Source organism: Nocardioides limicola (assembly GCF_016827675.1).
GTDB classification, from domain to species: Bacteria; Actinomycetota; Actinomycetes; order Propionibacteriales; family Nocardioidaceae; genus Nocardioides; species Nocardioides limicola.
In genome coordinates, this window is record NZ_JAERJA010000002.1 from 364,575 (window position 1) to 378,941 (window position 14,367).

Sequence of the window (14,367 nt, forward strand, 5' to 3'; positions counted from 1 at the left end):
GTCACAGGACGATCCGCCGCCCGTCTCCACGGTGGACACCGACCCGTTCTTTACTTTACGTTCGTCTTTGCTTTCACGGGTGGGCAGTCCAACCGAATCACCGGGGGATCAACCTGAGGGAGTGGGAGCATGAAGCGTCTTCTGGTCATTCTGTTCAGCGTGGCTGTGCTGGGACATGTGTTGGCGGTCAACGTGGACGTCGCCGAAGCGTCGAACGGCAACGGCCACGGCAAGGGCGGCAAGCCGAAGGACAGCCAGGAGCCCGAGCCCCTGACGGATGCCTGCGGCGTTCGCCCGATGAAGGCCGACGGGTCCCTGTGGTCCTGCACTCTGGTCGACGAGTTCGAGGGCACCGCGCTGGACCGCGATCTCTGGGTGCCGCAGACGAGCTTCGTCACCGGGACCGAGACCGCGTACGCCTGCTACCGCGACCACCCGGACAACATCTCCGTCTCCGGCGGCAGCCTGCACCTGACAGTGCGCAAGGAGAACAAGGCCCAACCGTGCGCGCACCCCAGCTACAAGGAGTCGATCTACACCAGCGGCATGGTCTCGACCTGGCGGAAGTTCAGCCAGCAGTACGGTCGCTTCGAGGCGCGGATGACCGTGCAGGCCGAAACCCAGCCCGGCCTCCAGGAGGCCTTCTGGCTGTGGCCCGACGACCGCTACTCCGATGGCACCCACTGGCCTGAGGCAGGCGAGATCGACATCGCCGAGACGTACTCGCTCTACCCCCACCTGGCCATCCCGTTCCTGCACTACACCGCCAACGACAACGGCGGCCCGATCCCCGGACTGAACACCGCTTGGGACTGTGTCGCACACCGCGGCGTCCCGAACACCTACGCTCTGGAGTGGAGCGCCGAGCACCTGGAGGTCTTCGTCAACGGCACGAGCTGCCTGCTCAACACCTCCGGCGACAAGGCGTTCAACACGCCCTACATCGTGGCCTTCACCCAGGCCCTGGGGACGTCGTTCAACGGCTACGACGGGCGGGCAACACTTCCGGCCACGATGAGCATCGACTACATCAAGGTCTGGAACTGACCGCACACCCACTAACGTTTCTCCTCGTCGGCCGCACCGGCGGCCGACGAGGAGGAAACGATGAGTATCGACGCATGGCTCACCCTGGCCGTGGTGGTGGTCGTCCTGGCGACCCTGGTACGCGGCCGGGTCTCGCCCTCGGTGGTCGTCTTCGGCGGAGCCGTCGGTGTGCTGGTGCTCGGAGTGATCACCCCTGAGCAGGCATTCTCGGGCTTCTCCAACCCCGCGCCGATCACCGTGGCCGCGTTGTACGTGCTGGCGGCAGGCATCGAGAAGACCGGTGCCCTCACCCCGCTGATGCAGTCGACGCTGGGCAATCGTGGCTCCTATCGCCGGCCGCTGCTGCGCACGCTGACCCCGACGATGGGCGCCTCGGCCTTCCTGAACAACACCCCCATCGTGGCGATGCTCATCCCCCAGGTGACGTCCTGGGCGGCCCGCCGCGGGGTCAGCGTCTCGAAGCTGCTGATGCCGGTCTCCTTCGCTGCCGTGATGGGCGGTCTGCTGACCATGATCGGCACCTCCACCAACCTCGTGGTCTCCGGGCAGATGTCCACGCTGGGACTGTCCGAGATGGGCTTCTTCGAGATCGGCAAGGTCGGCCTGCCGATCGCCCTCCTCGGCCTGGTGATGCTGCTGGTGCTCGCCCCCGTGCTGTTGCCGGACCGACGTTCGGCCCGCGCCGAGATGGAGGACGCCGGCCGGCACTTCTCGTTCGAGATGATCGTCGAGCCGGGCGGTCCGATCGACGGCAAGACCGTCGAGCAGGCCCAACTCCGGAACCTGTCCGGCCTCTTCCTGGCCTCGGTCGACCGCGGTGACACGGTGATCGCACCGGTCCGACCCGGCACGGTGCTGCGCGGAGGCAACCGGCTGCACTTCGTCGGTCCGATCACCCGGGTCGTCGACCTCCAGGACATGCGCGGCCTGCGGTCGGCCGAGTTGGAGCATGTGATCGACCTCGACGAACCGTCGGTGCGCTACTTCGAGGCAGTGGTCGGCTCCCGATCCCCGCTGGTCGGCAAGACCCTCAAGGATGTCGGCTTCCGCTCCACCTACCAGGCCGCCGTCCTCGGCATCCACCGGTCCGGACATCTGGTCGGCAACCGGCTGGGCACCGAACGGATCCGGCTGGGTGACACGCTCATCCTGGTCAGCGACCCCGACTTCCGCGACCGGTGGCGCGACCGTGCCGACTTCCTGCTGGTGGCCGACCTCGACGGGACGCCGCCAGTGGCCACCTCCCGTGCCTGGATCCCGGTCACCCTGCTGCTGGCCGTCGTCGTGCTGGCCGCCACCGGCCTGTTCCCGATCCTGCAAGGGTCCCTGATCGCAGCCATCCTGCTGGTGGCCTCCAAGGTGCTCAGCCCCCTGGAGGCACGGCGAGCCATCGACATCGAGGTGATCGTGGTGATCGCCTCGGCCTTCGGACTGGCCGCTGCGATGCAGAGCTCCGGGCTGGCCAGCACCATCGCCGACGGCCTGGTCGGCGCCCTGGGCGGATTCGGCGACCGCGGCGTGCTGCTCGGCCTGGTCCTGGCCACCATCGTGTTGACCGAACTGGTCACCAACAACGCTGCCGCACTGCTGATGCTGCCGATCGCGGTCACTGCAGCCGCCGCCACCGGTCTGGATCCCCGGGGCGCGGCGATCGCGGTCGCGGTCGCTGCCTCCGCGTCGTTCCTGAGCCCGATCGGCTATCAGACCAACATGATGGTCTACGGCCCCGGCGGCTACCGCTTCACCGACTACGCCCGCCTCGGCTGGTCGTTCTCGCTGATGGTGGTGGTGATCACCGTGGCCCTGGTCCCGATGCTGTGGTGAGCCTTCACCGACTCCCCGCGTCATGATGTCCGCCTTTCTCCGTTAAGTAAAAGAAGGCACATCACCACGGGGAGAGTGGAGATCACGTAGCCGCATGCATCCCCGTCTGACCGTATTCCTTTGTCTCGCCCTTCTCGGCTCACTGCTGGTGGCTGCCGGAAGTGTCACCTCCGTCGCCGCCGGCACCGAGGTCCGCGAGACCGCCGTGGCCCAGTCGGATGTGGCCCAGCGCGCCGCGACCCGGCCGGTGACCATCCGGGTCCCCAAGGAAGTGGTCCGCGGCACCCGCCTGGTGGTCCGCGGCAAGGCCCGGGGAGTCAAACGGGTCCGCGTCCAGGAGCGGCGCCAGGGAAGCTGGGTCACCGTCCGACGGCCCCGGGTCAACAACAAGGGCCAGTACCGGGCCCGGTGGAAGAAGACCGGGCGACCACGGGTGCGCACCTTCCGCACCGTCTCCGCCCGCGGCACCTCGGTGACCAAGTCGGTCCGGGTGCTGTCCCGGCGCGACGGCTGCGGCCCACGGCAGAGCAAGGGCGGCGGCTACTTCAAGCGCACCTACTGGCGGTGCACCTTCGTCGATGACTTCAACGGCACCGAACTCGACCGCACCAAGTGGATGCCACAGACGCACTTCTCCACCGGCACGGACCTGCTGTACGCCTGCTACTACGACAGCCCTCGCAATATCTCGGTCTCCAACGGCAACCTGCACCTGACGCTGCGCAGCGAACTGCTGCCGAAGCCCTGCGACCACAAGAAGCGGCTCACCGCCCTCTTCAGCAGCGGCATGGTGTCGACGTACCGGCGCTTCAGTCAGCAGTACGGGAAGTTCGAGGCTCGCTACAAGGTGAAGGACTTCCGCCAGCGGGGTCTGCAGGAGGCGTTCTGGCTGTGGCCGGACGATCGCTACTCCGATGGGACCGTGTGGCCGGAGGCGGGCGAGATCGACATCGGCGAGAACTACTCGCGCTATCCCGACATTGCTATCCCCTTCCTGCACTACACCAAGAACGACAACGGCGGCCCGATCCCCGGGCTGAACACCGCCTGGGACTGCGCCGCCAAGAGGGGCGTGTACAACACCTACACGCTGGTGTGGAGTGCCACCCGGATGGAGATCCTGATCAACGGGCGCAGCTGCCTGGTCAACACCTCGGGCGACAAGGCCTTCCGCAAGCCCTACATCCTGGCCTTCACCCAGGCCCTGGGCACCTACGGCAACGAGAACCTGCTGATCGGCACCCAGCTGCCGGCAACGATGAGCGTGGACTACATGCGGGTGTGGAACTGACCTTCTGTGCCCGGCCAGGGGCGAATGTGGCAGCCTCCTCCCCATGACTGTCACCAGGGCCGCGGCATGCCTACCGCGCTGATCACCGGAATCACCGGACAGGACGGCCTGTACCTGGCCGAGCTGCTCCTCGAGAAGGGGTACGACGTCCACGGCGTGATCCGTGGCCAGAACAACCCGAAGCGGGAACTGGTACGTCGTACCGTGCCGGACGTGGTGCTGCACAACGGCGACCTCACCGATCTGTCCAGCCTGATGCGGGCGATGCGCGACTCCGAGCCGGACGAGGTGTACAACCTCGGCGCGGTCTCCTTCGTGGCGTACTCGTGGGAGAACGCGCACGTCACCTCCGATGTCACCGGCAAGGGGGTGCTCAACATGCTCGAGGCGGTCCGCCTCCAGGCCGGCGAGGACCCCGGCAGCATCCGCTTCTACCAGGCATCCAGTTCGGAGATGTTCGGGAAGGTGCAGGAGGTCCCCCAGCGCGAGAAGACCCTGCTGTGGCCACGCTCCCCCTACGCGGTGGCCAAGGTGTACGGCCACTACCTCACCATCAACTACCGCGAGTCCTACGGCATGCACGCCTCCTCGGGCATCCTGTTCAACCACGAATCCCCTCGCCGAGGCCCCGAGTTCGTCACCCGCAAGGTGAGCCGAGGCGTGGCCAGGATCAAGCTCGGCCTCGCTGACGAACTCGTGATGGGCAACCTGGACGCCCAGCGGGACTGGGGGTTCGCGGGCGACTACGTCGAGGCGATGTGGCTGATGCTCCAACAACCCGTCGCCGACGACTACGTGGTGGCTACCGGCGAGATGCACTCGGTCCGGGACCTCCTCGACATCGCGTTCGCCGCGGTCGGCATCGACGACTGGGCACCGTTTGTGCGCAGCCACGAGGCCTACCTGCGCCCCGCCGAGGTCGATCAGCTGGTCGGTGACGCGACCAAGGCCCGCGAGGTTCTCGGCTGGAAGCCGAGGGTCGGCTTCCACGAACTCATCGAGTCGATGGTCGAGCACGACCTCGCGGAACAGTCCCGCATCGCCAGGTCATGACGACGGCGTTCATCACCGGGGTCCACGGCCAGGACGGCAGCCTGCTGGCCGAGCAACTGGCCGCCGAAGGCGCCGAGGTGCACGGCCTGGCACAACCGGGGACCCGTTCCACGACCACCCTGCCCGCCTCGGTGGTGCTGCACCAGCACGACCTCAGCGACGTCGCGACGGTCCGCGCGCTGCTGCACGACGTACAGCCCGATGAGGTGTACAACCTGGCCGCGGTGAGTTCGGTGGCCCGCTCCTGGGAGCAGCCCGACCTGGTCGCCCAGGTCAACGGCGCCGCGGCCGTCTCGTTGATGGAGAGCGCCTGGCAGGTGCAGGAGGCGCGGGGACATCGGGTCCGCTTCGTCCAGGCTTCGAGTGCGGAGATCTTCGGCGAGCCACCGAGCGCTCCGCAGACCGAATCCACCCCGATCCGGCCCACCAACCCCTACGGCGCAGCCAAGGCGTACGCACACCTGATGGTTGACGTGTACCGGCGCCGGGGACTGCATGCCTGTGCGGCGATCCTGTACAACCACGAATCCCCCCGGCGGCCACGCGACTTCGTCACCCGCCGGATCACCGCTGGAGTCAGCGACATCGCCCACGGCCGCGCCGACCGGCTGCTGCTCGGCGACCTGAGCGCCCGGCGGGACTGGGGATGGGCCGCCGACTACGTGCAGGCGATGGTCCTGGCGGCACGGGCTCCACACGCCACCGACTACGTGCTGGCCTCCGGGACGAGTCGCCCGGTCCGTGAGTTCGTGGCCACGGCCTTCGCCTGCGCCGGGATCACCGAGTGGGAGCCGCTGGTCGCCTCCGACCCCACACTGACCCGCCCCCCGGAGACCCGGGTGATGGCGGGTGACGCCACCCGGGCACGAGAACTGCTGGGGTGGCGCCCCACCGTCGACTTCGAGACCCTGGTGACCAGAATGATGGAAGCCGAGTTGCAGCGCTGAGAACCTGCGTATCCTCGCCTCCGGGAGCGTGACGCCTAACCTTGCCCCGCGTGCTGCGTTGTACCACTGAGCACGAACACTGGAGACCCACGCCATGAGCGAGCAGAAGCCACCATTCCCCTCGGACGACCTGGTCATCAGGATCGCCACCGAGGGGCTCGACGACGCGCCCGAGGACTTCGACGAAGGCGGCCGGCGCTGGTGGCGCCGCCGCGCCACGGAGGACGAATCCCTCGACTCCCCCGAGACGACTCAGGCCGAGCAGGAGGCCCCCACCTCGCGTGACCGAGGCTCCGCCGACCGGGTCCCCGCGCCCAGGCATCCGGTGCGCGACGACGCCACCCAGCGCGCTGCGGAGCGGGCCGCCGCCGAACTCGCCGAGGCCGCGGAGCTGGCCAGGGCCGAGCAGGCCGCGGCCGCCGAGGCTGCCGCCGAGCGCACCCGCGCCGAGCAGGCGGCGACCGAACGGGCCCGTGAGGCCGAGGAGGCGTCCGCCCGACGTCTGCAGGCCGAACGTGAAGCCGCCGAGTCCGCGGAGCGGGCACGGGTCGCGGCCGAGCAGCGTGCAGCGGCCGAGGAGGCAGCCGCCCAAAGGGCCGCCCAGATCGAAGCCGATGCCACCGCGCGTGCCGCTGCCCTGGAGGCCGAGGCTCGACGCCGTGCCGAGGAGTTGGAGAGGGCCGCTGAAGCGCGCGTGTCGGCGCTGGAGGACAGCGCTGCCAGAGCCCGCGCCAAGGCCACCGAGGAGGGTCTGGTCCAGGCCCGTCGCGAGGCGGAGCGAGAGGCTGCCGAGCAGATCGCCCGCGCCGCGGAAGCGGCTCGCCTCCGCGCGGAGGCCGAAGAACGCGCCGCCCAGCAGATCGCGCTCGCTGAGGAAGCGGTACGCCGGAGGGTGGCCGCCGAGCAGGCTGCCGCCGACCAGCTGGGAGGCGGAGCGGCCGGGCCACGCCATGCGGCTCGGGCGCCGGAGGGCACCCCCTCAGCAGCGTCCCACGCCGTCCCCGGCGCCCCTCGTGCACCGGGTCAGGCCAGCGACGAGGCCGTACTGAAGCGCGCAGAGGAAGCGGGTCGCCGGCGTGCGAGCACGTCCTCGTCCGGCGCCTCTCCCAGGCCCAGGGCAACTCCGGTCAGCAAACCTGCGGCCGCCCGCGTGGCCCCGAGGCCGCCTGCGCAGCGCGTCACCACCTCGTCCGGTGTCGATCGCCGGAACAAGCCTCGTCCGGCGTCGCTGGTGTTCATGATCCTGCTGGTGGCGGCACTCTCGACAGGGCTGGGCTTCGCCGTGGCGTGGATGTTCGACTCCTCCGGCGCCGGTCTGCTCACCGGCGTCGCGGTCCTCGCCTACATGCTGGTGGGCTCGCTGCGAACCTCGTCCACCCGACCGTAGTCGTCCTCGAGGCGGCAGATGTCGTCCTCACCCGTGTAGGCGCCGCGCTGCACCTCGATGATCACCAGTTCCTCGGCGTGCTGGTTGGTGATCCGGTGGGCCGCACCCTGACCGACATCGATCGACTCACCCGGACCAGCCACGATGGTGACCCCATCCACCACACAGGTGGCCATCCCGTAGATCACCACCCAGTGCTCGGAACGGTGCGCGTGGGTCTGGTACGACAGGCGCTGGCCCGGATGCACGTGGATCCTCTTGACCTTGTAGCCCTGACCGACGTCGATGACATGCCACGACCCCCAGGGTCGAGACTCCGACATGGGCGACATGATCTCCTCTTCCTTGGACAACACACGGCAGACAGTACCGGTGCAACGAGCCCGGCACCCCTAGGTGACGAAAATCGTTCTCAGCGGCGCGGACGGGTCACCGAGGCCAGCGCCGGCCGCACGTCGACGATGTAGACGATCGCCGCAATCGTGAAGACGATGTTGAGCAGTCCGAGCGGCCCCCGACCGAGGAAGAGCACCTGGGCGGCCAGACCCAGGCCCAAGATGGTGGCCCAGGCCGGCTTGGTGAGCTTGCCCGCAGCGACGTAGGCGGCCGAGGGGTACATCACCGCGTTGACGAACGCGAACAACTTGACCAGCAGGACGGCAAGCACGATCGCCAGGCTCAGGTAGCCCTGGATGCTGAGTGCGTCGGTCACTTTTCAACTTTAGCGGAGTCGGCACCTAACTTCTGCTCGGGTCACGCGTTGACCCTCCCGAGAGCGTTTCGTCGGACACCAAGTCCCCCAGACAAGGGAGGTCGATCCGTGAGTCAGACCATCTCCTCGCTTGAGCCCGCCGTACCGGCACCTCGACCCGTGCCGCCGACGATCGCCCAAGCGCCGAGCAGCTCGGTCACTCACGACACCGAATCGCTCTCTTCGCGTGCCAGCCTCAGGGCTCTGACCCTGCTCCCGGCCACCGCGCTGCTCGCCGATGCGTTGGTGTTGCTGCTCGCCTGCGGAGTAGCCCTGGTGCTGCGTCAGCTGGGTCTGCTCGCCACCCCCGCGTCGATCGATGCCCAGGATGCCGCCGTCGTCGCTCTGCCCGTGATCCTCGTCGGCTGGCTGCTGGCGATCGGTCTCATCGGGGGGTACTCGCGCCGGATCTTCGGTGCCGGCGCTGATGAGTATCGTCGGGTCGCCCAGGCCTCGCTGTTGGCGGCCGGGCTGATCGGAACCCTCTGCTACCTGACCCGTTACCCGCTCTCCCGCGGCTTCTTCCTGACCGCCGTGCTGGTCGGTGTCCCGTTGCTGTTGCTGGGCCGGTTCACGCTGCGCGCAGCGCTGCACACGGCCCGGCAGCGTGGCAGTGTCGGCCTGAAGGCCGTGATCGTCGGCAGCCCCTCACACGTCGACGAGCTCGCTGCCGTGCTCGGGCGCGAGCGGTGGATGGGCTACCGAGTGGTCGGCACGCTCACGCCGGGAGGAGGGCCCGAGTCCACCTTCGCCGGTTGGCCAGTGCTCGGCGATCCCCTCGACGTGGCCGCCGTGACCGCCGAGCACGATGCCGACGTCGTCTTCATCACCGCCGGCGCCTATGCCAGTGCCGAAGCGACCCGCCAGGTGGTCTGGGATCTGGAACCCCACGGCGTACAGGTGGTGGTGGCGCCCGGCGTCACCGACATCGCCGCCGGTCGGATCACGGTGCGCCCGATGGCGGGGCTGCCGCTGATGCACCTGGAGGCGCCTCGGTGGCGGGCCGCCACCCGGGGCGCCAAGCGCCTGTTCGACATCGTCGGATCGCTGGCACTGTTGACCGCCTTCTCGCCCCTGCTGCTCCTGATCGCGCTGCGGATCAAGGCCCACGACGGGGGGCCGATCTTCTTCCGGCAGACCAGGATCGGCAAGGACGAGGAGGCGTTCCCGTGCTTGAAGTTCCGCACCATGGTCCCGGACGCGGAGCTCAGACTCTCCGAACTGAAGGTGGACGGTCACGTCGGGCTCTTCAAGTTGAAGGAAGACCCGCGGATCACGGTGCCGGGGCGTTGGCTGCGCCGGTACTCCTTCGATGAGTTGCCCCAACTCTTCAACGTGCTGCGCGGCGAGATGAGCCTGGTCGGCCCGCGCCCGCCTTTGCCGACCGAGGTGGCCCAGTACCCGCCCCAGATGCGGCACCGGCTCCGGGTTCGTCCGGGGATGACCGGCCTCTGGCAGGTCTCCGGCCGGTCCGACCTGACCTTCGACGAGTCGGTCCGACTAGACCTCTACTACGTCGACAACTGGTCGATGCTGCAGGATCTGTCGATCCTGTTCCGCACCCTGCGCGCGGTGCTCAGCGCCCGCGGCGCCTACTGACAGAACAGCCTGATGTCAGGGGTTGCTGACTGTTGTCAGGGGTTGCAACCCCTGACAACAGTCAGAACCACCTGACATCAGGCTGTTCCGACGAGCGAGAAGGTCAGGCCTTCTTCGCGGTGGCCTTCTTCGCGGTGGCCTTCTTCGCGGTGGCGGCGGTCTTGCTGGCCGTCTTCTTCGCGGAGGTAGCGGTCTTCTTGGCCGTCTTCTTGGCGGTCGCGGCCGACTTGGTGGCGGTCTTCTTCGCGGCCTCGGTGGTCTTCTTGGCCGTCTCGGTCGCGGTGGCGGCGGCCTTCTTGGCGGACTCCTCGCTGCTGCGCAGCTTGGCGACGAAGCCCTCGCCACGCTTGGCGAGCTCGGCGTAGGTGCCACCGAAGGAGGTCACCTTCTCGTCGACCAGGGTCTGCACCTTGGCCGGAAGGTCCTTGGCCTGGCCGCGCAACTCGGCAACCCGTGCCTCGATCTCGGTACGACGTGTCTGCGCGGTGCTGCTCAGCGCCTCGATGCGAGCCGTCACCAGCGCGCCAGCCTGGCTGCTCAGCGTCTTGGGGGCGAAGTCGAAGTCGGCGAACTGCTTGCTGACGTCCTCGACGCGAGCCTTGGCGTCCTTCTGGGCAGCGAGCAAGCGGGACTGCACGTCGGCGACGGTCTCGCGGACGTTCTCCACGGCGATCTCGGCCACGCCGGCGCCGGCGTAGAGGCCCTTGGTCGCCTCGGACAGGATGTCGAACTTGGCCATCGGTATTCTCCTCGATCTGTTCATCTTCTGGTGCGACGCCCCGGGTCCGGGGCCGTCGGTCATGCGGAGTCGGTCCCGGCGTGCCTTGCCTCGTTCAGGGCGAGGAACGACGAGTAGACGTCCAGCAACGACTGCTTCTGTCGTTCGGTGAGTGCTGGGTCGGCCAGCACAGCCCGTTCGACCGAGTCGGAGGTGACGTCCTCGGCGCTGAGGATGCCGGCGCGGACATAGAGCTGGTCCGCCGAGATCCGCAGAGCCTTCGCGATCTGCTGGAGCACCTCTGCCGAAGGCTTGCGCAGGCCGCGTTCGATCTGGCTGAGGTAGGGGTTGGAGACGCCGGTCTGCTCCGCGAGCTGCCGCAGAGAGAGCTTGGATTCGGTCCGCTGCTCCCTGAGGTAGTCGCCGAGGGACTCGACTGTCTTGGAGACCATTCCTCGTGCCATGCCCCCATAGTGCTAACTATTGCAAGCAGAGTGCAAATCCATGGCTCGTGAGGCTGCTCACATAACCATTATTTCTTGCGGTGAATCTCTGCAGGAGACGGCGCTAGCCAGAGTTAGCACCGGGGCTGGAGGGCTCCGGTGCATCCGCTCTCGCCGTACGGCTGGCAAGATGGCGGGGTGTCCACGACAACCCCGGGAAGCCTCGAGCCGCTGCCCCAGCACTGCCCCACCCCCAGCGAGTTGGACGACCTTGAGTTGCTACTCTCCGGGGCGTTGGCGCCGCTCGCGCGTTTCAATGAGCCGGGATCCCCGGTGACCCTGACTCTCCCCGACGAACTGGTCGGCCGTCCCGTGGAGTTGATCGACCCCGAGGGCCTCCCACTGGCCACCCTCGCTGCCGACGGGACCGTGCAGCCGTTGACCCATGCCCAGTTCGGTCCGTTCCGCCACCTGTACCTGACCCCGGCCCAGGTCCGCTCCAGCCACGCCGGTGCCACCTTCGTCCCGGTCACCGGTCCGCTGTGCCTTGCCCAGTTGGACCAGTTGGCGGCCCTCGGCGGCCCGGTGGTGCTGCTGACGTTCGCCGGCACCGGCACCCCGGAGGGACTCAGCCCGGTGGGCCTGATCCGGGCCACCCTCACCGCGGCGGAGTACGTCGATGACTCCCAGGTGGTGGCCGTCCCGCTGGCCAGCCACGGCGATGCCGAGGTCGACCACGAACTCGGCACCAGGGTCACCGCCAACTATGCCCAGGACGACGTGGTGCTCGGCCTCGCCGACCCTGGTCCGGACGCCACCTTCCCTCCGGACGTGCTGCGGATCCTGGATGCGGAGCGGCCGGAACCGGCCGATCAGGGGCTGGTCGTCTTCTTCACCGGCCTGTCCGGCAGCGGCAAGTCCACCCTGGCCAGGGCACTCGTCGACCGCCTCCTGGAGCAGGGTGAACGCACCGTGACCACCCTCGACGGCGATGTGGTGCGACGCCACCTCTCCGCCGGATTGTCTTTCTCCCGCGAGGACAGAGAGACCAACATCGCCCGGATCGGCTGGGTCGCAGCCGAGATCTCCCGCCACGGCGGGGTGGCCGTCTGCTCCCCGATCGCCCCCTTCTCAGCCACCCGCGAGCGGGTGCGCACGATGGTGGAGGAAGCCGGCGGCTCCTTCTTCCTGGTGCACGTGGCCACGCCCCTGGCCGAGTGCGAACGCCGCGACCGCAAGGGCCTCTACGCCAAGGCCCGCCGAGGCGAGATCCCCGACTTCACCGGTATCTCCTCGCCGTACGAGGAGCCCACCGATGCCGCGGTACGCGTCGACACCACCGGGCGCAGCATCGAGGAGGCGTTGTCGGAGGTGCTCACCGCGTTGCGCGCCACCGGGCACCTGGACCTCACCACCAACCTCGAGGACGAGGTCACGTGAGCCCACCGGTCCGAGTGCTGTTCGTCTGCACCGCCAACATCTGCCGATCGCCGTTCATGGAGTTGTACTGCTCAGCGCAGGCCGGACTCGAGGTGGCCAGCGCCGGCACCCACGGATTCCATGATCAGCCGGTGTACCGCACCGTGGTCGACACTCTGGCCGACCTCGACATCGACGCCTCAGGCTTCCGAAGCCGGCGACTCACCGCCGAGATAGTCGCCCGGGCCGACGTCGTACTGACAGCGACTACGGGCCACCGGACGTTCATTCTCGATGAGCATCCCGCGGAGTTTCGCAAGGTGTTCACCCTCGGTCAGTTCGCGACTCAGGTCGGCAGGACCGACGCCGACCTGACCGGTCACGCTCTCATCGAGCACCTCGGTGACCGGCGCGGCCACGCGGACCCGGCCGACGACATCCCCGACCCCTACCGCCGCGGGCGCGCCGCAGCTCAGGAGGCCGCTGCCCTGATGACCGCACGCATCGACCAGATCCTGCCCCGGCTGATCCCACCCCACCACTCCTGATCCCCTGAGCGAAGACAACGATCCGACGTCACACAGGTGAACATCGTGGGAGTCCCGACCCGACTGCCCGCTCGCGGCGTACCTTGTCCTGCATGAAGATCACCATCGTCGGCACTGGTTACGTCGGCCTGTCGAACGCGGTCGTCCTCGCCCAACACCACGAAGTGGTCGCGTTGGACGTGGACGCGGACAGAGTGGCCCGGATCAACCGACGGGAGTCCCCGATCGTTGACCGCGAACTCGAGGAGTATCTGGCCACCCGGCCACTGAACCTGACCGCAACCACCGACAAGGACGAGGCGTACGCGGACACGGCGTACGTACTGATCGCGACCCCAACGGACTACGACCCGCAGACGAACTACTTCGACACCGGCTCGGTGGAGGCCGTGATCAAGGACGCCTTAACGGCTCGACCCGACGCGGCGATCGTGATCAAGTCCACGGTGCCGGTCGGGTTCACGGCCGCGGTCCGTGAGGAGTACCCGGGTGCGACGATCTTCTTCTCCCCCGAGTTCCTCCGCGAGGGGCGCGCCCTCCACGACAACCTGCACCCGTCGCGGATCGTGGTCGGCAGCGAGACCGAGCCGGCCCGCCGCTTCGCCGAACTGCTCGTCGAGGGGGCGATCACCGCCGACGTGCCGGTCGTGGTCACCGGATCCTCCGAGGCCGAGGCGATCAAGCTCTTCGCCAACACCTACCTCGCACTGCGGGTCGCCTACTTCAACGAGCTCGACACCTACGCCGTGACCCATGGGCTGGACACCGCACAGATCATCGAAGGCGTCGGACTGGACCCGAGGATCGGATCGCACTACAACAACCCCAGCTTCGGGTACGGCGGCTACTGCCTGCCCAAGGACACCAAGCAGTTGCAGGCGAACTACCGCGATGTCCCACAGAATCTGATCAGTGCGATCGTGGATGCCAACACCACTCGCAAGGACTTCATCGCCACCGACGTGCTGCGGCGCAACCCGCGGGTAGTGGGCATCTACCGGCTGATCATGAAGTCGGACTCGGACAACTTCCGGATGTCCTCGATCCAGGGAGTGATGAAGCGGATCAAGGCGAAGGGGATCCCGGTGGTCATCTACGAACCGGAGCTCGAGGACGACCTGTTCTTCAACTCCGAGGTGATCCGCGACCTCGACGAGTTCAAGAAGGCTGCCGACGTGATCATCGCCAACCGGCGCACCGCCCTGCTCGAGGATGTAGCCGACAAGGTCTACACCCGCGACATCTACGGTCGCGACTGACCGGCCCGGCCCCGCGTTCGGCCGACCCGCGCCGAAGGTGCGGGCGCCGTGACAGCCACCCTGCGGGCACCGGTTCGCCGC

At 68.1% G+C, this 14,367-nt stretch carries 14 protein-coding genes; 10 read left to right on the forward strand and 4 right to left on the reverse strand.

The genetic code is table 11. From position 1 onward, the window contains the following. Window positions 1-129 precede the first annotated feature (129 nt). The 6 genes from JKG67_RS05680 (at window position 130) to JKG67_RS05705 (ending at window position 7,549) form a co-directional block, all read left to right on the forward strand. The gene (locus JKG67_RS05680) at window positions 130-1,047 is read left to right on the forward strand and encodes a glycoside hydrolase family 16 protein (protein ID WP_203336297.1); all 918 of its coding nucleotides are present in this window, start codon (window positions 130-132) and stop codon (window positions 1,045-1,047) included. Window positions 1,048-1,107: 60 nt separating this feature from the next. After that, on the forward strand, window positions 1,108-2,871 hold the full coding sequence (locus tag JKG67_RS05685) for an SLC13 family permease (RefSeq protein WP_203336298.1): 1,764 nt from the start codon (window positions 1,108-1,110) through the stop codon (window positions 2,869-2,871). A 148-nt stretch (window positions 2,872-3,019) separates the two neighbouring features. Then, the gene (locus JKG67_RS19030) at window positions 3,020-4,162 is read left to right on the forward strand and encodes a glycoside hydrolase family 16 protein (protein ID WP_203336299.1); all 1,143 of its coding nucleotides are present in this window, start codon (window positions 3,020-3,022) and stop codon (window positions 4,160-4,162) included. Between the two features lie 66 nt (window positions 4,163-4,228). Next, window positions 4,229-5,215 carry a GDP-mannose 4,6-dehydratase gene (gene gmd, locus JKG67_RS05695; RefSeq protein WP_203336300.1) on the forward strand — a complete coding sequence of 329 codons (987 nt, stop codon included), beginning with the start codon at window positions 4,229-4,231 and terminating at the stop codon, window positions 5,213-5,215. After that, complete coding sequence (locus JKG67_RS05700) at window positions 5,212-6,162, forward strand: GDP-mannose 4,6-dehydratase (RefSeq protein WP_203336301.1); 951 nt, start codon at window positions 5,212-5,214, stop codon at window positions 6,160-6,162. The genes gmd and JKG67_RS05700 overlap by 4 nt, the downstream gene beginning before the upstream one ends. A 94-nt stretch (window positions 6,163-6,256) precedes the next feature. Next, window positions 6,257-7,549, forward strand: coding sequence for a hypothetical protein (locus tag JKG67_RS05705; protein ID WP_203336302.1), 1,293 nt, complete (start codon window positions 6,257-6,259; stop codon window positions 7,547-7,549). Here JKG67_RS05705 and JKG67_RS05710 read toward each other — a convergent pair. Both JKG67_RS05710 and JKG67_RS05715 read right to left on the reverse strand, forming a co-directional pair. Further along, window positions 7,504-7,872, reverse strand: coding sequence for a phosphomannose isomerase type II C-terminal cupin domain (locus JKG67_RS05710; protein WP_238997975.1), 369 nt, complete (start codon window positions 7,870-7,872; stop codon window positions 7,504-7,506). The genes JKG67_RS05705 and JKG67_RS05710 overlap by 46 nt on opposite strands. Before the next feature lie 89 nt (window positions 7,873-7,961). Then, window positions 7,962-8,261, reverse strand: coding sequence for a DUF2516 family protein (locus tag JKG67_RS05715; RefSeq protein WP_203336303.1), 300 nt, complete (start codon window positions 8,259-8,261; stop codon window positions 7,962-7,964). A gap of 108 nt (window positions 8,262-8,369) precedes the next feature. Here JKG67_RS05715 and JKG67_RS05720 point away from each other — a divergent pair, with 108 nt between their 5' ends. Then, window positions 8,370-9,899 carry a sugar transferase gene (locus JKG67_RS05720; RefSeq protein ID WP_203336304.1) on the forward strand — a complete coding sequence of 510 codons (1,530 nt, stop codon included), beginning with the start codon at window positions 8,370-8,372 and terminating at the stop codon, window positions 9,897-9,899. Between the two features lie 103 nt (window positions 9,900-10,002). On the opposite strand, the gene JKG67_RS05725 is transcribed toward JKG67_RS05720, so the two are convergent. Together JKG67_RS05725 and JKG67_RS05730 are read right to left on the reverse strand one after the other, a co-directional pair. Then, window positions 10,003-10,638, reverse strand: coding sequence for a hypothetical protein (locus JKG67_RS05725; protein ID WP_203336305.1), 636 nt, complete (start codon window positions 10,636-10,638; stop codon window positions 10,003-10,005). Between the two features lie 59 nt (window positions 10,639-10,697). Further along, window positions 10,698-11,081 (reverse strand): helix-turn-helix domain-containing protein, encoded by a 384-nt coding sequence (locus JKG67_RS05730; protein ID WP_203336306.1) that lies wholly within the window; start codon window positions 11,079-11,081, stop codon window positions 10,698-10,700. A 177-nt stretch (window positions 11,082-11,258) separates the two neighbouring features. On the opposite strand from JKG67_RS05730, the gene cysC reads away from it, so the two are divergent. The 3 genes from cysC (at window position 11,259) to JKG67_RS05740 (ending at window position 14,286) form a co-directional block, all read left to right on the forward strand. After that, window positions 11,259-12,500: an adenylyl-sulfate kinase gene (gene cysC / locus JKG67_RS18415; protein ID WP_307816446.1), complete on the forward strand. Its 1,242-nt coding sequence runs from the start codon at window positions 11,259-11,261 to the stop codon at window positions 12,498-12,500. Continuing rightward, on the forward strand, window positions 12,497-13,027 hold the full coding sequence (locus JKG67_RS18420; RefSeq protein WP_307816447.1) for an arsenate reductase/protein-tyrosine-phosphatase family protein: 531 nt from the start codon (window positions 12,497-12,499) through the stop codon (window positions 13,025-13,027). The genes cysC and JKG67_RS18420 overlap by 4 nt, the downstream gene beginning before the upstream one ends. A gap of 92 nt (window positions 13,028-13,119) precedes the next feature. Further along, window positions 13,120-14,286 (forward strand): nucleotide sugar dehydrogenase, encoded by a 1,167-nt coding sequence (locus JKG67_RS05740; RefSeq protein WP_203336307.1) that lies wholly within the window; start codon window positions 13,120-13,122, stop codon window positions 14,284-14,286. Window positions 14,287-14,367: the final 81 nt, after the last annotated feature.